The sequence below is a fragment of the Streptomyces sp. 35G-GA-8 genome, from assembly GCF_023534745.1.
In the GTDB taxonomy this organism is placed as follows: domain Bacteria; phylum Actinomycetota; class Actinomycetes; order Streptomycetales; family Streptomycetaceae; genus Streptomyces.
Genome location: NZ_JAMHJQ010000012.1, coordinates 99,513 through 121,040 on the forward strand (window position 1 = coordinate 99,513; position 21,528 = coordinate 121,040).

25 protein-coding genes and 3 pseudogenes are annotated in these 21,528 nt (G+C 67.6%); 16 read left to right on the plus strand and 12 right to left on the minus strand.

Annotated features, from left to right (window positions below; translation table 11 throughout):
• Positions 1 to 14: 14 nt before the first annotated feature.
• From M1203_RS26705 to M1203_RS26720, 4 genes are all read left to right on the plus strand, one after another.
• On the plus strand, positions 15 to 1,550 hold the full coding sequence (locus M1203_RS26705; protein ID WP_249952360.1) for an aldehyde dehydrogenase (NADP(+)): 1,536 nt from the start codon (positions 15 to 17) through the stop codon (positions 1,548 to 1,550).
• Positions 1,547 to 2,383: a fumarylacetoacetate hydrolase family protein gene (locus M1203_RS26710; protein WP_249952361.1), complete on the plus strand. Its 837-nt coding sequence runs from the start codon at positions 1,547 to 1,549 to the stop codon at positions 2,381 to 2,383. Before M1203_RS26705 ends, M1203_RS26710 begins: the two co-directional genes overlap by 4 nt.
• 426 nt (positions 2,384 to 2,809) lie before the next feature.
• Positions 2,810 to 3,280, plus strand: a complete 471-nt coding sequence (locus tag M1203_RS26715; protein ID WP_249952362.1) for a MarR family winged helix-turn-helix transcriptional regulator — start codon at positions 2,810 to 2,812, stop codon at positions 3,278 to 3,280.
• Positions 3,280 to 4,161 (plus strand): SDR family NAD(P)-dependent oxidoreductase, encoded by an 882-nt coding sequence (locus tag M1203_RS26720; protein ID WP_249952363.1) that lies wholly within the window; start codon positions 3,280 to 3,282, stop codon positions 4,159 to 4,161. Before M1203_RS26715 ends, M1203_RS26720 begins: the two co-directional genes overlap by 1 nt.
• Before the next feature lie 150 nt (positions 4,162 to 4,311).
• Here M1203_RS26720 and M1203_RS26725 read toward each other — a convergent pair whose 3' ends face one another.
• From M1203_RS26725 to M1203_RS26735, 3 genes are all read right to left on the minus strand, one after another.
• Positions 4,312 to 4,581, minus strand: coding sequence for a transposase (locus M1203_RS26725; protein ID WP_249952364.1), 270 nt, complete (start codon positions 4,579 to 4,581; stop codon positions 4,312 to 4,314).
• 234 nt (positions 4,582 to 4,815) lie between these two features.
• Positions 4,816 to 5,289, minus strand: coding sequence for an ankyrin repeat domain-containing protein (locus M1203_RS39290; RefSeq protein ID WP_374404126.1), 474 nt, complete (start codon positions 5,287 to 5,289; stop codon positions 4,816 to 4,818).
• Between the two features lie 18 nt (positions 5,290 to 5,307).
• Complete coding sequence (locus tag M1203_RS26735) at positions 5,308 to 5,607, minus strand: hypothetical protein (RefSeq protein WP_249952366.1); 300 nt, start codon at positions 5,605 to 5,607, stop codon at positions 5,308 to 5,310.
• A 406-nt stretch (positions 5,608 to 6,013) separates the two neighbouring features.
• Between M1203_RS26735 and M1203_RS26740 the strand changes: the two genes are divergently transcribed.
• Together M1203_RS26740 and M1203_RS26745 are read left to right on the plus strand one after the other, a co-directional pair.
• Entirely contained in the window at positions 6,014 to 6,802 is a 789-nt protein-coding gene (locus M1203_RS26740; RefSeq protein ID WP_249952367.1) for an alpha/beta fold hydrolase, read from the plus strand.
• A 221-nt stretch (positions 6,803 to 7,023) separates the two neighbouring features.
• A complete protein-coding gene (locus tag M1203_RS26745; protein ID WP_249952368.1) occupies positions 7,024 to 7,407 on the plus strand; it encodes a hypothetical protein in 384 nt (127 codons plus the stop codon).
• Between the two features lie 131 nt (positions 7,408 to 7,538).
• On the opposite strand, the gene M1203_RS26750 is transcribed toward M1203_RS26745, so the two are convergent.
• Complete coding sequence (locus M1203_RS26750) at positions 7,539 to 7,751, minus strand: DUF4287 domain-containing protein (RefSeq protein WP_249952369.1); 213 nt, start codon at positions 7,749 to 7,751, stop codon at positions 7,539 to 7,541.
• Positions 7,752 to 7,824: 73 nt separating this feature from the next.
• Complete coding sequence (locus M1203_RS26755; RefSeq protein ID WP_283959084.1) at positions 7,825 to 8,499, minus strand: DUF998 domain-containing protein; 675 nt, start codon at positions 8,497 to 8,499, stop codon at positions 7,825 to 7,827.
• Between the two features lie 102 nt (positions 8,500 to 8,601).
• On the opposite strand from M1203_RS26755, the gene M1203_RS26760 reads away from it, so the two are divergent.
• The 4 genes from M1203_RS26760 to M1203_RS26775 all read left to right on the plus strand — a co-directional run bounded on the left by M1203_RS26760 (position 8,602) and on the right by M1203_RS26775 (position 11,164).
• Entirely contained in the window at positions 8,602 to 9,222 is a 621-nt protein-coding gene (locus tag M1203_RS26760) for a TetR/AcrR family transcriptional regulator (RefSeq protein ID WP_249952371.1), read from the plus strand.
• Between the two features lie 103 nt (positions 9,223 to 9,325).
• The gene (locus tag M1203_RS26765) at positions 9,326 to 10,063 is read left to right on the plus strand and encodes a dienelactone hydrolase family protein (RefSeq protein ID WP_249952372.1); all 738 of its coding nucleotides are present in this window, start codon (positions 9,326 to 9,328) and stop codon (positions 10,061 to 10,063) included.
• 345 nt (positions 10,064 to 10,408) lie between these two features.
• Positions 10,409 to 10,795: a hypothetical protein gene (locus M1203_RS26770; RefSeq protein ID WP_249952373.1), complete on the plus strand. Its 387-nt coding sequence runs from the start codon at positions 10,409 to 10,411 to the stop codon at positions 10,793 to 10,795.
• Positions 10,796 to 10,954: 159 nt separating this feature from the next.
• Positions 10,955 to 11,164, plus strand: coding sequence for a hypothetical protein (locus M1203_RS26775; protein WP_249952374.1), 210 nt, complete (start codon positions 10,955 to 10,957; stop codon positions 11,162 to 11,164).
• 31 nt (positions 11,165 to 11,195) lie between these two features.
• Here M1203_RS26775 and M1203_RS26780 read toward each other — a convergent pair whose 3' ends face one another.
• Positions 11,196 to 11,825 (minus strand): TetR/AcrR family transcriptional regulator, encoded by a 630-nt coding sequence (locus M1203_RS26780; protein WP_249952375.1) that lies wholly within the window; start codon positions 11,823 to 11,825, stop codon positions 11,196 to 11,198.
• Between the two features lie 104 nt (positions 11,826 to 11,929).
• On the opposite strand from M1203_RS26780, the gene M1203_RS26785 reads away from it, so the two are divergent.
• From M1203_RS26785 to M1203_RS39085, 3 genes and pseudogenes are all read left to right on the plus strand, one after another.
• Complete coding sequence (locus M1203_RS26785; RefSeq protein ID WP_249952376.1) at positions 11,930 to 12,982, plus strand: aldo/keto reductase; 1,053 nt, start codon at positions 11,930 to 11,932, stop codon at positions 12,980 to 12,982.
• Positions 12,983 to 13,098: 116 nt separating this feature from the next.
• Positions 13,099 to 13,446 (plus strand): hypothetical protein, encoded by a 348-nt coding sequence (locus M1203_RS26790; protein WP_249952377.1) that lies wholly within the window; start codon positions 13,099 to 13,101, stop codon positions 13,444 to 13,446.
• Between the two features lie 7 nt (positions 13,447 to 13,453).
• Positions 13,454 to 13,614 (plus strand): annotated as a pseudogene (locus tag M1203_RS39085) (IS5/IS1182 family transposase); the annotation flags it as partial.
• 421 nt (positions 13,615 to 14,035) lie between these two features.
• On the opposite strand, the gene M1203_RS39295 reads toward M1203_RS39085, so the two are convergent.
• The 4 genes and pseudogenes from M1203_RS39295 to M1203_RS26815 form a co-directional block, all read right to left on the minus strand.
• The gene (locus M1203_RS39295) at positions 14,036 to 14,722 is read right to left on the minus strand and encodes a transposase (RefSeq protein ID WP_374404067.1); all 687 of its coding nucleotides are present in this window, start codon (positions 14,720 to 14,722) and stop codon (positions 14,036 to 14,038) included.
• A gap of 55 nt (positions 14,723 to 14,777) precedes the next feature.
• Positions 14,778 to 15,341, minus strand: a complete 564-nt coding sequence (locus M1203_RS26805; protein ID WP_249952378.1) for a GNAT family N-acetyltransferase — start codon at positions 15,339 to 15,341, stop codon at positions 14,778 to 14,780.
• A 44-nt stretch (positions 15,342 to 15,385) separates the two neighbouring features.
• Positions 15,386 to 16,208: pseudogene (locus tag M1203_RS26810) on the minus strand (IS982 family transposase).
• 445 nt (positions 16,209 to 16,653) lie between these two features.
• Positions 16,654 to 17,124 (minus strand): DIP1984 family protein, encoded by a 471-nt coding sequence (locus M1203_RS26815; protein WP_249952516.1) that lies wholly within the window; start codon positions 17,122 to 17,124, stop codon positions 16,654 to 16,656.
• 461 nt (positions 17,125 to 17,585) lie between these two features.
• Between M1203_RS26815 and M1203_RS26820 the strand changes: the two genes are divergently transcribed.
• Entirely contained in the window at positions 17,586 to 18,182 is a 597-nt protein-coding gene (locus M1203_RS26820; protein WP_249952379.1) for a hypothetical protein, read from the plus strand.
• A 21-nt stretch (positions 18,183 to 18,203) separates the two neighbouring features.
• Here M1203_RS26820 and uppS read toward each other — a convergent pair whose 3' ends face one another.
• The gene (gene uppS, locus M1203_RS26825) at positions 18,204 to 19,820 is read right to left on the minus strand and encodes a polyprenyl diphosphate synthase (protein WP_249952380.1); all 1,617 of its coding nucleotides are present in this window, start codon (positions 19,818 to 19,820) and stop codon (positions 18,204 to 18,206) included.
• Between the two features lie 275 nt (positions 19,821 to 20,095).
• Positions 20,096 to 20,413 (minus strand): annotated as a pseudogene (locus M1203_RS26830) (SAM-dependent methyltransferase); the annotation flags it as partial.
• 222 nt (positions 20,414 to 20,635) lie between these two features.
• Between M1203_RS26830 and M1203_RS26835 the strand changes: the two are divergent.
• On the plus strand, positions 20,636 to 21,061 hold the full coding sequence (locus M1203_RS26835) for a DUF4259 domain-containing protein (RefSeq protein WP_249952381.1): 426 nt from the start codon (positions 20,636 to 20,638) through the stop codon (positions 21,059 to 21,061).
• Positions 21,062 to 21,100: 39 nt separating this feature from the next.
• On the plus strand, positions 21,101 to 21,505 hold the full coding sequence (locus M1203_RS26840; RefSeq protein ID WP_249952382.1) for a hypothetical protein: 405 nt from the start codon (positions 21,101 to 21,103) through the stop codon (positions 21,503 to 21,505).
• Positions 21,506 to 21,528 lie beyond the last annotated feature (23 nt).

Below are 21,528 nucleotides of genomic sequence, written 5' to 3' on the forward strand. Positions count from 1 at the left end.
ACCTCAGGAGCAACATGACTGCCGAGACCATCGTCAGTATCGACCCTGCCACCGGAATCGAGGTCGAGGAAGTCGCCACCGCCACCTCGCGCGAGGAGCTGGAGGAGGTGTGCCGCTCCGCCGCGGCGGCGTTCGCGCAGCTCGCGGAACGTGATCGCGCCTTTCGCGGCGAGCTCCTGCGGACCATGGCGGACGCCATGGCAGCCCGGCAGGCGGACATTGTGTCGCTGGGCGTCCGTGAGACCGGGCTGCCCCGCGCCCGCCTCGAAGGCGAACTCATCCGCACCGTGTACCAGGCCCGCCTGTTCGCCGATGCCGTCGACGAAGGCGGCCACCTGGAGGTCACGATCGACCACGCCGGTGACACACCCATGGGTCCGAGGCCCGACCTGCGCCGGATGCTGGTCCCGACGGGACCGGTCGCGGTGTTCGGCGCCAGCAACTTCCCGCTGGCCTTCTCCGTGCCCGGCGGCGACACCATGTCCGCCCTGGCGGCGGGCTGCCCGGTCGTGGTCAAGGCCCACGATTCCCACCCGGCCCTGTCGGTCATGACGCAGGGCATTCTGAGCGAAGCGGCGTACGACGCCGGGGCGCCCGACGGGACGATCGGGCTCGTACACGGCCGCGAGGCCGGAGCGCGGCTGGTGCGGCACCCCGCCATCAGCGCCGTGGGTTTCACGGGCTCGTTGGACGGCGGTCGGGCGCTGATGCGGCTGATCGAGCAACGCCGGACACCGATCCCTTTCTTCGGTGAGCTCGCCAGCCTCAACCCGGTCGTTGTCACGCGGGCGGCAGCCGCGGCGCGGGGAACGACGCTCGCCGAAGACCTCGTCCTGTCGCTCACCGGCTCAGGCGGCCAGCTGTGCACCAAGCCGGGGCTCGTACTGGTACCCCAGGGACCCGCCGGTGACGCCCTGGTCAACGCCGCCGGCGACCTCGTCTCCGACCGGCCCGCGGCCACCCTCCTCAACAAGCGCATCCGCGACGGATACGAGGAGACCAGCGCGGAACTGCGGCGCATCCCCGGTCTCCGCGTGGTGGCCGAGGGAGCGAAGCCGTCCGGCAGTGGCTTCGCCGTAGCGCCGCGGCTGCTGGCCGTGGAAGCGCGGGACCTGGTCGTGTCACAGATCGGTGAGTGCTTCGGCCCCACCACCGTCGTCGTCCGGTATGCCGAAGCGGACCTTGCCGGCATCATCGGCGGCCTGCCGGGTTCCCTCACCGCCACGATCCACTCCGAGCCCACCGAGGACATTCGCGCCACCGTCCGTGCGCTGCTGCCCAAAGCCGGGCGGCTGCTGTTCAACGGGTTCCCGACCGGCGTGTCGGTTTCGTGGGCCCAGCACCACGGTGGCCCATGGCCGGCGACCAACAGCCAGCACACGTCGGTCGGCACCTCTGCCATCAGGCGCTTCCTGCGCCCGGTGACCTGGCAGTCGGCCCCGGCGGAGGTGCTGCCCCAGGAGCTGCACGACGCGTACACGTCCATTCCGCGTCGGGTCGACGGGCGACTCGTCGTCCCGTCCCCAGCCGGCAAGGAGGACGCACGATGAGGATTGCCACCGCCCGCGTCGACGGGGTCGTCACAACGGTCGTCGACAACGGCCAGGGGTGGCGCACCAGCCGGGTGCCCGCCCTCGACGTCGCCACCGGAGCCGACGCCGGGACCGGGACCGAGACCGGGACCGGCGACCAAGTCGACGAAGAGCGCCTGGAGTTCCTGCTGCCGTACCGGCCCCCGACGATCCACGGCATCGGCCTCAACTACGCCGACACCGTGGCCGAGATGGGGTGGAAGACCCCGACGGCCCCCTACCTCTTCCCGAAACTCGCGTCCTCCGCATGCGGCCCCCATGACGACATCGTCGTGGACCTGGCACTGACCGCCCGAGCGGACTGGGAAGCGGAACTCGGTGTCGTCATAGGCCGTCCCGCCAAGTCCGTGCCCGTCAAAGAAGCGATGTCCTACGTCGCCGGTTACATCGCGGCCAATGACCTCTCCGCCCGCGATCTGCAGGAGCAGGACGGCCAGTGGGTGCGCGGCAAGGGACTCGACACCTTCTGCCCTCTTGGGCCCTGGATTCTCACGAAGGACGAGGTGCCGGACCCGCAGCAGGTCTCGATCCGGACGTGGGTCAACGGTCAGCTGATGCAGAACGGGTCCACGGCCTCGATGATCTTCAGCGTTGCCGAACTCGTCTCCTACTGCTCATCGTTCTTCACCTTGGCACCGGGCGATGTCATCCTCAGCGGGACACCGGCAGGCTGCGGTGCCTTCAGGTCTCCGGCTGTGGCCCTGCGGCCGGGTGACGTCATCGAGGTCGAGGTCGCCGGACTCGGCCGCCAGCACTCCAACATTGCGGCTCCTGCACCACACACGGTCTGAAAGGCCGACCCTCCCGCAGAGGTCCAGTTCGCCTCCTGCCGATCCCCGTCTCCCAACTTCACGAGCCAGTCGACCAACTGATCCCGCAGCCAGGGTGTCCGTAGCTCAGCATCGTCAGTGGGCATTCCATGTCCTCCATGTCTGCCATTCACTCAACGGGACGTGAGCTTCGACCGGGTAGTCCTGAAACTTCGCGTGGGGCGGCAGCAGCACTGAACTCGGCCCTGTTCTCACGAAGCTACGGCGGAGGCGACCGCGCCGCCGCGTGAGCGGCAGGGCGAGCCGGGCTGTGCGTCATACCTCGGACAGGCGTGCTGTTCGACGTCGTCGGCAGGGGTGGCATCCTCGCAGGCCAATCCGCGTCGAGTGGGGTCCGCACAGTGTGTGGATTTCCCAATGATTGGATTCTCCATGCACATTGCGGTCATGGACGACCGACAGCTGAACCAGGAGCTCCATGACTGCCTGTTCGAGATTCGTTCCCATGTACATGCCGAGCTCAAGGAACTAGCCCGGGAAGCGGGGTTGACCGACACCCAGACCGATGCGCTGTGGAGGCTGAGTCGCGGGCCGGAGATGACCGCGCGCCGACTTGCCGACCGCTTGCAGTGCGACGCCTCGACCGCCACATCGATGATTGACCGGCTGGAGAAGCGTGGCCTGGTCCGCCGCGTACCCCACCCCACCGACCGCCGCGTGAAAGTCATCCAGCTCACCTCCGAGGGGTGCGCGCTGCGTGATCGCGTCATCCAGCACACCACCGAGCACTCACCCTTCGCCCGCCTTGACCACGAGAGCAGGCTGCGCCTGCACGCGCTTCTCCGCCAAGCGATCGACGGCAACCACTCGACAGGTGAGACCGCCAACGTCATGGCCACTCCGAAAAAGGAACAGTGATGAGCAGCAAGACCGCGGTCATCACGGGCGGAGCCTCGGGTCTGGGTTTGGTGACGGCAGGCCAACTGGTCAAGGCCGGGCACAGCGTCGTCCTCGTCGGTCGGGACGCGTCGCGCACCCAGGACGCTGCTGAACACCTGCGCGGCTTGGCCCCTTCGGACAGCGAAGCGGCCCCGCCGAGGACGTACACCTTCGACTTGGAGCAGTGGTCGCAGGTACGGGCACTGGCCGCGGAACTGGCGACCGACAGCCACCCAGTAGACATCCTCATCAACAACGCGGGGGCAGCCTTCCCCCGGTACGAGCAGACAGCGGACGGCGTGGAACGCACCTACGCGCTCAACCACCACGCTCCGTTCCTGCTCACACATGCCTTGCTGGCCGAAGGGGCGCTTGCACCCCAGGCGCGGATCATCAACATCTCCACGTTTGTGGAAAAGCGAGGCAAACTTGACGCCGCCGATCCGGATGTGGCGGGAACATCGTGGAGCAACCGTTTCTACAACCAGATCAACGTCTACGGGACGAGTAAGCTCGTCAGCCTCCTGGCGGCGCGAGAGCTTGCGCGCCGCCTTCCCGACGGTACGAGCGTTTACAACGCCAATCCCGGCATGGTCAAGGGCACCGCGATGAACAGCAACGCCGGCGGGCTGATGCAGTTGAGCGCCCCGCTGTTCCGACCGTTCTCCATCACCCCGGACGAAGGGGTGCAGACCCCTGTCTGGCTCGCCACCGCCTCCCCCGCACCACACCCCAGTGGGGGCTTCTTCAGCAAGTCCCGGCCGGACACCCCTTCGCGCCTGGCTCTGGACGACGCCCTCGCCAACACCGTCTACACCAAGACCGCGGCCCTCCTCGGGGTGGTGCCTCTCACGAGGTAAGCCCGTCCGGGCCTGCGAAACACCCACCACGCTCTGCATGTCCAGCTCGAATCGGCCGTACGGGTTCACGTGGTTCCAGAACAGTGTGGACAGGGCCCGCCGGTCGGCGTCGGTGAGCCGCTTCTGCCACTTCTCCTCGCTCAGGATGTCCTAGAGGAGCAGGGTGTTGACGTGTACCAACGTCGACTGGAGCAGGTGCAGGTGCGGGGCGAGCATCGAGACCTCCTGGGACTCCTTGTCGGATCCGGTCAGGTCGCCGTCGTTGCCGTGGAACAGGTCGTGACTGGCGGAGTTCCGGTTCTCCACGACCTGGAGGCCGTCGTTCTCGGCGGTGCCCAGGCGCAGGGCTGTCGTGTACTTCACGATCTGGTCGTACTGCTGGCGGATCAGCTCGAAGTCGATCGTCTTGGTCGACAGCACCGGCGCCCGGTGCGGCCAGGTGCCGCCCTCCCTGGCCGCCTACCGGTACGGCCGCGCCGAGCCGACGTTCTTCCGTCACACTCGCAGCCCTCGCCATCCGGCTCCGCACATGATCCAGGAAACAGCGCCCAGAACACCCTGCCGGCCGCATCCAAGGCCGTGACCGCCGGCCCCCGGCTGGCGCGCCGTCACATGTCGGTGGGGCGTCCTCGGCGGGCAAAGGGCGCAAGGTCCTCACACGGCCCGGGACCGCTCCAGCAGTTCCACGACCTCCCCATGAGGCATGCCGGGCTCCCGCCAGCCACGGGCCCAGTCCAGGGCGCTGCCCCCGGTGCCATTGCCCTCCTTGAGCTCAGGGTCGGCGCCATGGGCCAGCAGCAACTTCACCATGGCTGTATCGGCATGGGCCGCCGCCGCCGCCAGTGGAAGCCCATCGCGAGGGCCATGAGACTCCAGATTCGGCGACGCTCCGGCCGATAGCAGAAGCTCCGCGCAGCGGACCTCGCCCTGCACCACGGAAAGATACAAGGCAGTCCCACCGTCCGGGCAACGGTCGTCCGGGACAGCGCCCAGACGCAGCAGACGGGCCAGACCCCCCACTCGGCCTTGCTCTGCCGCCTCGCACAGGCGTCTGGGGAGTTTCTTGCGCTGCCTGTTGTTCACCATGCTCCTTGCCTCGAAGCAGGGCCGACCGCCCGTGCACAACATCGCGGCCGCCCCCGTCACTCACTTGAACACACTACGGAACGTGCAGTGGTGGGCCCGGTACCCCTTCCCGTACTTCTGGCTGATCTGCTCCTGAACATCACTCTGGGCCGCGTTCTCGGCAGCTTTCTTGCTCTTGCCCGTGCCACTCCCCTTGAGCTGCTTGTTGCCGTGATCACCCGACCCGATCTTCTCGACCGCACAGGTCGCAGAGGAGTGCCACTTCTTCTTCAGCGCAACGGCATCCGCACTGGTCGCCCCAGCCAGCGGCACCAGAACCAACAAAGCCGAAACCATCGCCGCACGGATCGTGTGACTCATCATCAATCTCACCTTCCCGGCAGGTCGTCGTGGGCGCCGACCGCGCCCGGCCACGAGAACCATCACCACAGCGTGAGGAGACAGATACCAATTGTAACCACCTGGAAACCCGGGCACCCAAAAGAACTTCTGTACGCACGGCGATCACATCGGCACCGAGCCACAGTTGGGGGGCTCCACCCCGCCGGTCAACTCCCCTCTCGAACCGGCCTGGCCCGGGAACTCACCGTCGACAGGTGCCACTGCTCCGGGGAACGGCCCCACCACACCCAGGCGCACACGCGGCTCATACTCATACAGTCCTCCCAGCAGTGGGTGATGACCGGGGCTTCCGGCCGGCCTGAGTCTGCCGGAAGTCCCGGTGCCACGACGCGCTGAATCCTGACCATGAGGAGTGACGATCTGCATGCCGCACACGACGACGCCCGACGGCGTCGGTATCGCCTATCAGGTACAGGGCGAGGGGCAGCCGCTGGTTCTGCTGGCGGGCCAGTCGAACAACCACCACTGGTGGGACGGGGTACGTGACGATTTCCACGGCGAGCGCAGCACCATCACGTTCGACTACCGCGGTACGGGGCAGAGCGACAAGCCCGACACGCCCTACAGCACCGAGCAGTTCGCCCTTGATGTGATCTCGGTGCTCGACGACCTCGGCGTCGACCGGGCCGATGTCTACGGGACGTCCATGGGCGGGCGTGTGGCCCAGCAGCTCGCAGCCCGCCATCCGGACCGGGTACGCGCCCTGGTGCTCGGGTGCACGTCGCCCGGCGGGCCGCACGCCGTTGAACGCACCAACGAGGTCCGCCGGTCGCTGGTGCGGACGCAACCGGGCGCGGCGCGGCAGGCCCTGCTGGAGCTGATGTACACCCCGGCCTGGCTGGCGGAGAACCCCGGCCCGTACCAAACGCTCGGCGACCCGGGGATGCCCGCCCACGCCCAGCGCCGCCATCTGGCGGCCAGCAACCAGCACGACGCGTGGCAGCTCCTGCCGGGAATCAGCGCACCCACTCTGGTCGTGCACGGCAGCGACGACCTGCTCAACCCCGCCGCCAACAGCCCCCTCATCGCGGACCGTATCCCCGGCGCCCGACTGCACTTGATCCCCGGAGCGAGGCACGCCTACTTCGAGGAGTACTGCGCCGTCGCGAGCCCGCTCGTCCTGGACTTCCTCACCACAACGCGGCAGCGGTGAGGAGAGGCACAGCGTACGGGCGGGGAGTCGCTCGGTTACGGTCCCGCGCTTTCGCCGCCAGGAGTTGAGTGCCGTTGCGCGGGTGAGGTCGCCGCAGGTACCTCCCCGTACTCCGGGAGCGGGTGCTGAAGCCCGGCTCGGCTCTTACTGCCGAGCCACCGCCTACGGAGCCGTAAGCCTGGCCCTTGTCGCACGAGGATCAAGCCCCCATGATTTCCCCCATGTACAAGCGAAGACGGTTGCTCGGCACCTACCTGGGCGTGGCACTCGCCACCCTCCTCCCCGGCGTCAGCGCGGTAGCCGATGACGCGTCGTGGATGGGGGTGATACTGGGCGCCTCCGCCTTCCTCATCCTGAACCAACTGATCTACACCTACCCGAGCGACATCCGAAACGCTCCCCCGGTCGCGCTGCTGATCCAGGCCGCGATCGGCATCGTCCAGGACACCCTGATCTGGCTGCTCGTCTCATGGCTCAGCTCCACGCTGGATTTCGGCATCCACGTCGACACCTTCCTCACAGCCCTACTGGCCGGCGTCATCGTCCGCGCTTTGGTTCTCCTGCTCCTGGCACTCGGCCCTCAGCCGGCCAAGGAGGTTTCGTAAAGTGTTCCTACCACGGGGCTGCGCCTGACCGACTGACGGCCACCGGCATGGACATCGTTCGCCGAGCTCAACAGCGGCGAGAGCGACTGTGTTGCGGGTTTGAACCGGTCCGGCGCCGCGGATGCTCGGGATTACTTGCCGCCGCCTTCGGCGAGGGTGTGTGCGACAAGCGCGTTGGCGTGGCCGTGGCCGAGTCCGTGCTCGGTCTTGAGCCAGGTGACGAGTTCCATGTGCTTGGTCAGGGGCGAGGAATGGATGAGGTGCTTCCAGTCCGCGATCGGGCGGCCGTACTTCTTCTCGATCGCGGGGAAGTAGCTGGCGGGGCCCTTTGCCGGTCCGGTCATTGCGGTGTCCTGTCCTTCTGTGGTGATCTTGTTTGCTGTCCGGCATCCGCCCGCGATTCGTGGGCGGATGCTGCTACTTCTCTTCGGCGGGGAGGGTGGTCATAAGCCGAGCGGTGACGGCCGTGAGCCACAGGAGGCCGAGTCCGGCTCCGGCGGTGAACGCCAGCACGTTGGCGGAGGAGCCGGCGAATCCGGCGAGGATACCCAGTGGTACCAGGCGTGCGCTCACGGCCCATCCCCGCTGCCGATGCGTGGCGAAGTGCCGGGCCAGGACCAGGAACGCCGCGGACAGCGCGAAGAAGCCCAGCATGGCGCTGAACATATGGATGGCGCCGTGCCAGCTCAGGGACCCGGCGGGAGCCTGGGGGGCATTGGCGGGGAAGCCCGCCCCCGGGTCCGCGGTGAACACCGCGGCGAGGGCGAACGAGATGCCGAACACACTGATAAGGCGTGGCGCCCAGGTGCCGGCGGGTGTGCCGTCCAGTGCGCGGCGGATACCGGCCGCGCCCGCGACGGCCAGCATGCCGGTCAGCAGGAAGCTGGTCACCTGGATCCAGCCGAGATCGCCCAGGCTGAGCTGGCTGATCGCGTTGCGGGTGAAGTCGAAGCCGTCGCGGGTGAGCCCCTGGACGGCACCGAGGCCCAGGAACAGCGGACCTGCCGCGGCGCCACCCGCCAGCAGAGCCCGCGTCGTCGGCCATGCCGACGCGGAGCGGGTCGTGACCGGAACGCCGATGGTCTGCGTCATGCGATTCCCCCATGTGTAGAACTGGACGGTGTGGTACTTGCCGGAGCCGGGCGATAGATTAGCCACACAGAAACTAGACTGTCCAGTACTGAAAGGTTGGCTGTGGAAGCGAGCGAGCAAGGCCGGTCGGCACGCAAGCACAAGGCGATCCTGGACGCCGCGACCCAGGCGTTCATGGCCAAGGGGTACCCCGGCACCAGCATGGACGACATCGCCAAGCAGGCCGCGGTCTCCAAGCAGACCGTCTACAAGCACTTCGCGGACAAGGAGAAGCTGTTCGCCGAGATCGTCCTGGCCACGACCGACCGGATCGACGCCATGGTCGACCTTGTGGCCGATATCCCGGCCGACGCCGACGCACTGGAGGAGAACCTGACCGGCCTGGCCCGCCAGTTCCTGGCCGCCCTCACCCAGCCCGAGGTGCTCCAGCTGCGGCGCTTGATCATCGCCAACGCCGACACGTTCCCCGAACTCGGCGCCACCTGGTACGAGCAGGGCTTCGAACGCGTCCTCGCCACCCTGGCAGCCTCCTTCCAGCGCCTCGCCGACCACGGTCTCCTCCGCGTTACCGACGTACACCTGGCCGCCAGCCACTTCACCGGCCTGCTCCTGTGGATCCCTGTGAACAAGGCCATGTTCCACGGCAGCCCCCAGCACACACAGAGCGAACTCGACCGCTATGCCGACGCCGGCGCCCGGGCCTTCATCGCTGCCTACCGCTGACCTCAGCGACACGCGCCAAACCGCCCCAAGGGATACCCGCGCTGTTCTGCCAGTGGCAGAACAGCAGCCGGACCGGGCTCGACGATCACTACAGTCCAGTCTCATGACGACGATTACGACGCGTACGGTCGAGTACCCGGCCGACGGTTTGACAATGATCGGGCACCTCGCGCTCCCGGCCGGTGTCGACCGCCGGCCTGCGGTGCTGCTCGGACCAGAGGGCATGGGGCTCAGCGACGTCGAGCGCCGCCGGGCCGACGCTCTCGCCGAACTGGGATACGTAGCGCTGGCCTTCGACCTTCACGGCGGGCGCTATCTAAGCGACCCCGAGGAGATGCTGGCCCGTTGCCTGCCGCTGCTCGCCGACCCCGACCGGATGCGGGGCATCGGCCATGCGGCGCTCGACGTGTTGCGCACCGAACCGCGGACCGACCCCGACCAGATCGCCGTCGTCGGCTACGGCACCGGGGGCGCCGTCGGGCTCGAACTCGGGCGCGACGGCGTCAATCTGCGCGCGATCGGGACAGTCAACGCAACTACCACGGGCCGGCCGGGCGAGGCGGCGCGCATTCGCTGCCCGGTGTGGGCCGGGGTCGGGTCGGAAGACCCGATCATGCCGCCCGCGCAACGAGACGCGTTCACCGCTGAGATGCAGGCCGCGGGCGTCGACTGGCGCCTCACGGTCTACGGCGGAGCCTTGCACGCCTTCCACCACCCACCGGTCGACCACCCCGCCGTCCCCGGCGTCGGCTACCACCCACGGCACGCGCAGCGAGCCTGGCGCGACGTCGTCGACCTGCTCGCCGAGTGCCTGCCCGTGACGGAGGATCCGGGGGCATGACCCAGGTAAGCATGCTGGCTGGCGCCGGGCCTGGTTGGCGTCGGGCACTGACAGCACAGCAGAACCGCATCGGGCGGATGCTCGATCGCGGAGACGCGTTCGCAACTGTCGCAGTGAATACCGGATTTACTGCGGCAGTGTCAGGAGGGGGCGGGGCGGGCGTGACGATCGAATCGGTGACCGATCTCGTGAGTGGGGGCTCGCTTCGGTTGCCGCGCGCTCGGGTCGTATCTCTGTCTGCCCCGCCCGCGTCGTACACCGCGGCGGTCGAGCGCTACCTCACCGGCGCGGGCATCGCGAAGTCCTCCGCGCGGACCTACCGGATCCCGCTGACGACGTGGGGGGATGCTCGCCCGCAAATCGGCGCCGACCGGGCCCGCCCGCCCGGGCGCGAAGCCGCCCGTCTTCCCCGTCGCAGCGATCGACGACCCGGCACTGCCAGAGGTGCTCACTGAGCTGGCGGCGGTGCGAGCGGACGAGTTGGACGCCGACGACACCGTCAACCGGCGATGGGCGATGCGCTCCAACCACATGCCCACGGTCACCATTCCGCACCGCTCCACCGGCAACCCAATCCCGCTCGCTCAGCACCAACGGCTCAGCCTGCTCCGGCAGGCCGTCGACCGCAACGACATCCCTCTCCAGGACCGCGTGGCCGCCGCGCTCGTCCTCCTCTACGCGCAACCGCTCACCCGGATCACACGGCTCACCATCGACGATGTGCTCCGTTAGGACAGCGTGGTCCAGATCCGGCTCAGCGACCCGCCGTCGCCCGTCCCTGAGCCCTTCGCCGGCATTCTGCTGGACCACCTGGGCCGCCGGCCGAACACCATGACCGCAACCAATCCTGGCCCCCGATGGCTCTTCCCAGGCCGACGGGCCGGACAACCCATGACCTCGGGCACCCTCGAAACTCGCCTCCGCGACCTGGGCTTCCCCACCCACCGAGGACGCACGTCGGCGATCCGCCCCCTCGTACTCCAGGCCCCCGCCCCCGTGGTCGCCCGCATGCTCGGCTACAACGACGACTACACCACCCGTCTCGCCGAAGCGGCCGGAGGAACCTGGAAACGCTATGCCCCCGGAGATCACGCACGGTGACCCGCGCTCAGCTCCGGATGCGGGAAGCCGGTCACGCACGACCTTCGTCACCCCGGAGGTATACCCCCGCACGCGCCGCAGCCGCAGCGGCCTCGGCTGCCTGGTCTGCGGCGGCTTCGTCGAGGCGGTCGCTGCTGGTCAGCAGGCGGTAGTAGAGGGGGGCGGAGACAGCACGGATCACCTCGCGGACATCGGTGCCCTCAGGCACCTCGCCCCGGTCGATGGCCTGCTGGACGCAGGGTGCCCACTCCGTGACGCGGATGTCGTAGAAGCGGTGCAGGGCATCAGCTGCCTTCGCCTCGCAGGTGGCGGCGGCGATCATTGCCTTGAACAGCGCTCCTTGCCGCGGGTCGGCCAAGGTGCGCTGCACGAGCCGGGCATTGGCCTTGAGGTCGCCGAGCAGCGAGCCGGTCTCGGTACGCGGCAGTGACTGCTCGGCCATGTCCAGCAGCAGATCGGCCACCAGGCTGGTCACCGTTCCCCAGCGGCGGTAGACGGTGGTCTTGCCCACCTCGGCACGGCGCGCGATGTCGGCGAGGTCCAGGTGGGCAAAGCCATGCTCCGCCAGGGCGTCCCCGGCCGCTTGCAGCACCGACGCCCGCACCCGCGCCGTACGCCCTCCAGGACGGACGGTCCCCGGATCCGCACCCTCAAACTCCATAACGGGACTCCAGTTTCGTTAATCACTCACACCTGCTACGTTGAGACCTACGCTAACGGAACTCCAAGCCCATTAGCCAGGCAAGTGACGAGAGAGGAACAGCCATGGAATACAGGCGGCTGGGCACATCCGGCCTCAAGGTCCCCGCGCTGAGCTTCGGCGCCGGCACCTTCGGCGGCCAAGGCCCGCTGTTCGGTGCCTGGGGCAACACCGATGCGCAAGAAGCACGCCGTCTCGTGGACATCTGCCTCGACGCGGGGATCACGATGTTCGACACCGCCGACGTCTATTCCAACGGGGCCTCCGAGGAGGTGCTGGGCAAAGCGTTGAAAGGCCGCAGGGACCAGGTGATCGTGTCCACCAAGACCGGCCTGCCGATGGGCGACGGCCCAGGCGATGCGGGCTCCTCTCGTTCGCGCCTGATCACCGCATGTGAGGACGCCCTGCGCCGACTCGGCACCGACTACATCGACCTGTTCCAGCTGCACGCCTTTGACGCCGGCACGCCGATCGAGGAAGCCCTGTCCACACTCGACGATCTCGTACGAGCAGGGAAGGTCCGCTACCTCGGCATCTCCAACTTCTCCGGCTGGCAGGCGATGAAGTCCCTCGCGAGCGCGGAGAGATACGGCCATCCGCGCTATGTCTCGCATCAGGTCTACTACTCACTCATCGGCCGCGACTACGAATGGGAGCTGATGCCCCTCGGGCTCGATCAGGGCCTCGGAGCCCTCGTCTGGAGCCCGCTCGGCTGGGGACGGCTCACCGGCAAAGTCCGCCGCGGCCAGTCGCTACCGGCCAACAGCCGACTGCACCACACCGCGGACTACGGCCCGCCGGTCGAGGACGAACACCTTTACCGCGTGGTCGACGCCCTCGACGAGATCGCGCAGGAAACCGGCAAAAGCATTCCGCAGATCGCCATCAACTGGCTGCTGCAGCGACCGACGGTCTCCTCCGTCATCATCGGCGCCCGCGACGAAGACCAGCTTCGCCAGAACCTCGGTGCCATCGGCTGGACGCTCACGCCCGACCAGATGGCGAAACTCGATGCGGCGAGCGGCAAGACAGCGCCCTACCCGTACTTTCCTTACCAGCGCCAAGAAGGCTTCGCCCGCCTCAACCCACCAGTTGTCGCGGCTCCGCCTACTGCATGACATCGGCGTCAAGTAACTGGGCGTATAGCCACGGCATCCCGGACTCGGACTGAGGATGCTGCCCCGCCCAACGCCTGGCCGGGGCCTGTGACCGGGTGCTGTGGCAGCCTGCCATCATGCCAGCAGAGCTGAGAGAACATGCAGGTCGTCACTACGCCATCCAGTTCCACTACGCCTTGCCCGACGATTCCTGGGCTGTGGAGCTGAGGGAGGCTGTGCCCGCGCCAGCCGCGTGGGCTGAGACGCCCAACGCGGCAACCCATCTGCCCGGGCCGGCCTTCCTGGTGGCGCTCATCCCCGACGAGGACCCTGATCTGGAGCCGACCGTCCGCCTCTATAGCCCTGACGAGCACGTCATCCCCTACAAGATCATGCAATGGTTCATGGAGCAGGTGGCTGACCAGGTGGAACGCTGCCTCATCGCGTTCGAGGAGGGTGAAGGTGAACCCGAAGCTGTGGAATGATCATGCAGTGGCTGGTGTGATCACGGCGTCGGAGCCGTCCTGGACAGCCCCGTTCACCGGGCTGAGCCCGCGACAGTTTCGGGAAACTCGTGACAGCGCTGCGGCGGGAAAGCACCAAACCGGTGCGCAAAGGCCGACCGTGGAAGCCTTCCGCTGGAGGATCGGGCCCAACGCGGGAGGAGGCGGCGGCCGTTCTGGCAGGTCATGATCTGGCCGAAGACGGGTTCGACGATGGCCTTGCGGCGACTGTCAGCGGCCTGTCTGGCTTGGTCCGCAGCTTGCGGGCCATCCGTTCCTTCAGCGTGGCGTCCGCTGGTATCCGTCCGCGCGGGGCGGGCGGAGCCTGTTCGTCGTGGGCCAGGCGGCCGGTGGCCATGAACGTATCGGTGGCGCAGGCCAGTTGACGGTCTCTCGCGGCGTTGGAGCTGGTCTCGGAGCAGTATCCGGCGTCGACCAGTGCCTGCTTGGCGTGGCGGGCCGCTGCTCCGGGCCGACCGGTCGAGCATGGTGGTGTGGTTCAGCGCGTCCGAAGGGTTGGTCGACACATCGGCGGCGGTGATGACCTGGTGCTTGGCGCCGTCGCTGCTCTTCATGATCCGCGACTCGGGGTCGGTGAAGTTGGCCTGCGCCTTGGCCTTGGAGCGCGCCTTGGCGGCGGCCTGCTGTCCGGCGTCGGTGACGGTCTGCTCGTCGCTGGTGGCGGCCAGCCTCTGGCGGCGGCGTCCCTTCTCCTCGGCATAGCGGCGTGCCCATTCGGCGGCTTCGGTCTCGATCTGCGCGCGGGCTGCCTGCAGTTGGCCAGGCGCTTGTCGCGGCGGTCGAGTTCGGCGGGCAGGTCCACGTCCTCGGCATCGGCCAGCAGCGCGTGGGCCTGGGCCTCCAGCAAAGCGATCTCGGCCTCGACCCACCCCTCCTTGTGGGCCAGGCGGCCGTAGCTCATCGCCTTGCGCTTCGAGGCGTTGGCCTCCCGTTTCGTGCCGTCCAGGGCGACGCGGCCCATCGTGACCATGCCGAGCTTGGTCACGAGGTGCAGCGACTGGGTGAACAGGTCGACGATCGCGTCCAGGTGGCGGCGGGGGAACCGGGCGATCGAGCGGTACTCCGGGGCGTGGTCGGCGGCCAGCAACCGGAACGCGACGTCGTCGGTGCACTTGCGCTCGATCGCCCGCGAAGAACGGACACCGGTGGTGTAGCCATAGATCAGCAGCCGCAACATCAGCCCCGGCTCGATCTCGAACAGTCCGTCCCTGCCACGCGTATCGGGATCATCTCGCATGAAAGACCGCGAAGCGCCGGCGGGTCGCCCGGCGGGCTCTCGTGCGTGGTCGTGGTCAGCTGTGGCGACGGAAGTCCAGCATGTAGAAGACCTTGTCGTAACGGTGTTCCCCGACAGCGACAAAGTCGGGCAGGCGCCCGTATTCGGTGAAGCCCAGCGACCGGTAGAGGTGCAGGGCATGGGTGTTGTCGCCGCGGGCGTCCAGAGTGAGGACCTCAATACCCGTCTGCCGGGCATCAGCGATCAAGGCAGCGGTCAGCGCCCTGCCGACACCACGACCATGGGCAGCGGCGTCCACCGCGATCTTCTCAAGATCGGCGTGCGGCCGATGGGTCGGCCGGGCGTAGCGGAGCCAGTACCCCAGCCCGACAAGCCGACGGTCGAGGTAAGCGGCCCGCAAAGCCGCATCCCCGGCCCGTACCGCAGCCACGACGTGGCCGAGAAGATCCGCCACCTCATCCCGCGAGGGTGGTTCGACCCAGCCCAGCGCAGCACCTCCACCGACCAGGTCCGCCATGATCTGATGCGCCGACTCCGCGAACCGGACCTCCAGCTCCGGATCGCAGGTCACCTCCATGGCGTCGAGGATGGTCGGCTCAGGAGTCACACCGCTGATCATGGCCTGATTCATGCCCCGCAGCCTAGATGATCAATTCCAAGGGGTCAGCAATCGTACGAGGTGAGCGAACGGAGGGTGGCTTGTCCGGTGTGGTCGTTGTGCCAGATCACGGCGGTCAGCGCGAGTATTCATTGCATGACTCGGGCGATGACACCGCAGGGTGTGCGCCCTCGGTGATGTTCGAGGTCGAGCCGTCCCTTGAAGGTCTCGTTCTCCGATTCGATGACCTGCCGCATCGGCTTGAACAGAGAACCGCCCGGCCGCTGCCGTTCGCCCTTGCGAGTCGGTCGTAGCAACTGAACGCCCTGCTGGGCGAGTTCCTGTTCGAAGTCGCGGCCGAAGTAGCTCTTGTCGCCGATCAGTGTCTGGCCGGGCCGGATGGCGATGAGGTGCGATTCGGCCGCGAGCAGGTCCAGCAACAGTCGTGCGCTCGTCCGCCCTGGCACCGGTCAGGGCGTAGGAGATCGGCATGCCCTGGAGAGCGCACAGCAGGTGCAGAGGCGGGCCCCAGAAGATGCGGCTGGGACGGGCGCAGTACCCGTACTGGGCCCATGTGGCCAGGTCGGAGCGTTCCACGGTTTCCCGCGAGCGGCCACATTCCACGGGTGTGGAATCCACGATCCAGACGTCGTCGCTCCACACCGAGGTGCGGTATTTGCGCAGTCGCTTGTTGTAGCCGGGCTGCTGTGGCAGGTACGGGAAGAGATGCCGCAGATGGGACCGCGCATGCCGCAGCCACCTGGCCTCGGAGGTGAAACCGAGCATGGCCCGCATCATCGCAAGGGTGACCAACTCGGCGTCGGTGAGCTGCGGCGCGATGCCCACGGCGGGCCGCCGCCGCGGCCTCAAGTCCCGACGCTCCTTCAGTAGATCGTCGGTCGCCGCATACTGTCCTGGCGCGCTGCGTCTGGCGCATGGTGAGCTGCTGACCTGCGCGGTTGCCGGGTCGTTTGAGACCGCCGGTGACCAGCGGTCTCAAACGACCCGGCGTTCGCGGAAGTCTTGTTCGCGATAGATGTAGGAGCGCCATCAGAATCGCCAACTGTGTCCGTCGGAGATCGCCGTTCCTCATGGCGCTGCGATGTGGAAAGCCCCGAACCCGCCCTCGCCGCCTCGGATCTGCACGTGGTGATGTGCTGTGCGATGTGCACTGTTACCTGTACGCGGTGCTGAGCTGCACTGTAATAAGGGGATTCGAACCCCCGCGTTGCTCTTCACGCGCCAGGAGTGGGCTGGAAAACCGCCAGCCCTCGGTGTGTGCACGCCTCCGAAGCTGCTACCTGCTCCACATCGTCCCAGCTTGCCGGACTACTCAGTCCAGCAGATCGACATCCCAGTTCGTACGCTGGATCCGCACATCGACCTCGCGGATCTCCCGGGCGAGCGCATCCGCCTGGCCGCGTAGTTCTGCGACCGGAAGCGCGGAAAGCATCATCAGCTCGGACCGAAGCTGCCGGCCGTATCCCCGATCGCCCTTACCCGCCGCCGCGTCCGCCGACGCGGTGACCACAGAGTGACGCAACCGCAGGACATCCCGGCGTGCGAGGGCATCGGTGAGCGTGCCGTCCGGCCCCATCTCCACGGTGGCATTGGTGCGGTTGATCCGCCGGATCAACGTTTCCAGAGCATCCAGCACCTCACTGACCTCGGCCAGCAGCTGAACTGCATCCTCGGCGGGTGTCTCCCCCTCCTGGTACCGTGCACTGCCGACGACACGCGCTCGCAGTTGTTCTACACGGCGCGTCGCCTCCGCACGTTCTGCCAGTGCCTCAGCAAGCTTCACTGTCTCCACCTCCCCCTCCATGAACTCGCACGAGTATACGAGCGTGAACCGGCTCAAACGCACCTGGATTTTGATCCGCAGAGGCCCTGACCAGCCACTGCATGAGAGCGGACAGCCACTCAGGGCGCGACGAAAGAGAACCCGACAGCACGAACGAGAACGAGTGGGAATCCGCCAACTGCACTGCGACGGGACACATACAGTGCTGCCGTGAGGGTGTCCAGAGTCCCCGAAGCGACAAGTAACCGTACGTAATGGTCTAGTGAGGGCTGGTGTCCGTGTGGTGCTCGGGGCGGGGGTCTTCACCCCTTCGGGTGGATTCAGGCCCGTTTCTCGGTCTGGGTATCCGAGGGGAGCGGATCATCCATCCTTGGGCCGTGTTCTGCGGCCAGGGAAGGATGGTGTGTACACCGATGAGCGCGACACGACGATCAGTTCTGGGCGCCGCTTTGGCCGGACCCATGCTGGCTCAGTTCATGGGGACGGCGTCCGCGGCCGCGGAGGACAAGTGGGGCACGGTCACCGACGGCTGGGTCGAGGTCCGCTGGACCGAGCAGGCCCAGGCGGAGATGGACCGGTTGGGGGCCGTGGTCGAGGCGGTGGCTCCGGCCCAGCTGGTGAAGGACTCCCGTGGTGCGGCGATACGGTTCCCCGTACGCTCCGGCAAGGGCGATCCCTCACTCAAGCGCTTGTCGAAGGCCAAGGGCGACGGCGCTCTGGAAGGTGGGATCGCGGTCCGTACGCCGACAAGCAACTTCCAGATCACCGACCTGCAAAGCGTCCTGCGGGACGAGTGGGCGTCCGGAAAGGCAACCGTCAACGGCTTCGAGGTCGGGCACTCCAAGATGTTCCGGTGGGGTGTGGACAAGAGCAAGCTGTCAACTGAAAGTGTGCCGGCGGGCCAGCCGATGAGGGTCCGGCTCAGCGAGGTGCCGTTGCACCCCACCCCTGAACTGCTGGAGACGTACAGCGCCTCCTTCGGCACGCCCGCGTTCACGCCCGACACGGTCGTGGCGTATCTGACCGCGGAGGGCGTGTATACCCCGCCGAAGCACTGAGGTGAGGGTCGGGCCTGGGCCTCAGGGGGTCCGGGCCGACTCCACCGGCCGGGCGGGGCCGGGAAGACCGCCGCCGAAGCGGCGCCGGCGGCCCGCGTACACCGTGACAGCCTCGCGCAACTGCGTCAGGCCGAAGTCGGGCCAGGGAGTCGGATCGAAGACCAGCTCGGCATAGGCCAGGTGCCAGGGCAGAAAGTTACTGATCCGCTGTTCCCCGGAGGTTCGGATCAGCAGATCGATGTCCGGCAGGTCGGGCACGTACATGCTCCGGGCCAGATCAGCAGAGCTGATGTCCTCCGGCCTGATCGTCCCCGCCACCGCCTCGGCAGCCAGCGCGCGGACGGCTTCGGTCAGCTCCTCCCGTCCGCCATAGTCGACACAGACGGTCAGCGACAGCACATCGTTGTTCGACATCATGCTCTCCATCAGAGCCAACTCGGAGGCGAGCGACGGCTCGATGCGGTCACGCCGCCCGCACCAGCGCACCCGCACACCCAACTCGTGCAGCCACTCGGTGCCCCGGGCGATCCCTTCGGCCATGGCATCGAACAAGGAGGCCACCTCCTCCTGAGAGCGGTCCCAGTTCTCGGTGGAGAACGCGTAAATACTCAAGTGCCGCACCCCCAGCCGCAGGGCAGCATTGACCAGACGCAGCGCGGCCCGCTCGCCCGCGTGGTGGCCCTGGGAGGCCGGCAGGCCCCGCAGCGCGGCCCACCGCCGATTGCCGTCCATGATCACCCCGACATGGCCCGGCACCACCCCCGCGTCCGGCCAGGCCGGGCGACCGCACACCGCACCGGGCGACGTCAGCGGCTCGATACCGCCGGGGAAGACCCGCCCCTGCCGGAGCGTGACCTCGTCGAACTGCAACTGCGCCCCCAGCAGCAGGACATGCAGAAACGGTTGGTATTCAGGACTCACCATCCAGGTCACCGGCACCGCCTGCTCCAGCAGGCCATTCCAGCGGCCGAGCTGGATGCCCACCAGCTCATCCAGCGCCTCCCGCGGTTCACCACGCCGGAGGTCGGCGAGCTCCAGCCCCAGTTGCCGCAGGTCGGCACGCGGCAGGTAGCACCGGCCGGCGGCCAGGTCGCCCCGCAGGTCCTCGAAGATGTCCACCAACTGGCCCGCCTCGCCCAGCACCGAGGCCAAGGACAGCACCTCCGCTCCCCTCACGCCCAACAGCGGCATCATCATCTCGGCGGCCGTCCCTCCGATCCCCCGCAGATAGCGCCGCTGATCCGCGAACGTCTCGAAGACGGGTGGGCAAGCGCAGTCGTCCGCAATGGCGTCGAGGAACTCCTCGATCACCGCGCAATCGAGATCCCACCGCCGCACCGTATCCACGAACGCTCGCCGCAGCGGATGCGTGCTGCGCCGCGCGCACAGCTCCTCCAGAGTCTCGGAGCGCCACCGGGCAAACCTCTCCACACGGTCCGCCTGCGATCCGCCCTCGTCGGCGATGCGGTCGGTCCGCAGCAAGAAGCCGGACACGGCGAGGACGTGGGGACGGATCGCAGCGGGCAGAGCCTCGGTCGCCCGCCACATCGGTGCCAGGTACTGCTCGGTCTCAGCCGCACACAACTCATAGGACTCATCCAGCTCGGACGAACCGAACGCGGCCTCATCCCCCGACATGTGCCCTCCCCTTCAACCACGCTGCCGGTACAAGACCCGCAGCCCCGACAACGCGGCAGGCAGCGGCACCTCGCCGAGCCGGACCTTCAGCCGCTGGCCATCGGTGTACGCGCCCCCTTCCCCGCCGCAGGACACCGCCCGAGGACGGATCATCCGCTCCCCCAGATACCCGAACCGCGAAACGGGCCTGAATTCACCCGAAAGGGCGAAGACCCCCGCCCCCGGGAGTGTCTTCAAAGGCCCCTCCGCCCGGGGCTGTGTGGTGCGCACGCACCCTAGGACATTCCGGGAGGAACGGGCTCCGCGGTAGCGCGCCGCGCCACGAACACGAACTCCCTGCCCGGTCGGTCGGGTGCGTCGCGTACGTCCTCGACGACGAAGCCGTGCTCGTGCAAGTCCCGCTCGATCTCAGTACGTTCGCGGAAGCGCAGTGTCGATTCCGAGGTCAGTACGTCCCCGTCCGCGGCGAACACGTGCGTACCCCGGAAGCTCACCAGCGGCAGGCTCACGTCTGCCAGTTCGGCCCAGGTCTCGACGTGGCCGACGCCCGGGATGTCCGTCACGCGGTACGTGGTCTCGCGCGTCCACTCCGCCCGCAGCAGCGGTCTCGTCGTCGGGGGCGAGGAGGAACACTATGTCGTTGGCCGTCTGTGCATGTTGGCAGCCCGCCGACCTGACGAGGGTGACGGATATCGAGGCCAGGTGACATCTGTCTCGACCAGTCACATGCGGCTGAAACCCCGCTCTGGACTGCACGGCTTCTGTCAGTGGCCTCTGTCAGGATGCACCGGTCAACATCGTGATCAGGAGAGACCATGGGTACTTGGGACGTCGGCCCCTTCGACAACGACACCGCAGCGGACTTTGGCGGTGTCCTTGATGAGGTAGCCGCAGGCGAACGTGAGGGCGTCGTCCGCAGTGCTCTCACACGTGTGATCGACACCGCGGCTTACCTCGAAGCACCAGAATCCGAGGTAGCCGTAGCCGCGACCGCGCTCGTCGCGGCGCAGTGCCCCGGGGGTGAGCCGACCGATCCGATCTATGGGCCGGAAGAGCCCCTCCCTGATCTCACTGGACTGCGCGATCTCGCCCTTCAGGCCCTCGACCGCGTCATGACCGAACCGTCCGAACTGATGGACCTCTGGGCCGAGTCGGATGGCGGGCCCTGGCGCGCGAACATCCGCCGCCTGCAGAACGTGCTCCTGCCGCAGCCATCAGGAGAACAGCTCAGCCTGATCTGACCCACCCCGATCCGCACCCGTCCTACCCGGAAGGTCACTATGAGCTGGGACGTCCTTCTCATACGTCTACCCGCCGACGTCACCTCTGTGCACGAGATCCCCGCCGACCACACCCCGGACCCGCTCGGCCGACACGACGACGTACGCGCGGCTGTCACCCTGGCTTGCCCCGAAGCCGACCTCTCGGACCCAGTCTGGGGCGAGCTTTCCGGCCCGACTTGGTCCGTCGAACTCACCATCGGGTCGGAAGATCCGGTGGACTCGATCATGCTCCACATCCGGGGCTCCGGCGGCGACGTGCTGACGGACGTCTTCCGTCTTGCCGAGGCTCTGCGGTGCAAAGTGCTCGACTGTGCGAATGGGGACCTGATAACCCCTGGGCATACGTCAGGCTGGGAGGAGTTCCAGGAGTACCGAGGTCGAACGCTCGGACCCTCTCAGTGATACCCATTGGTCGCAGAACTAGC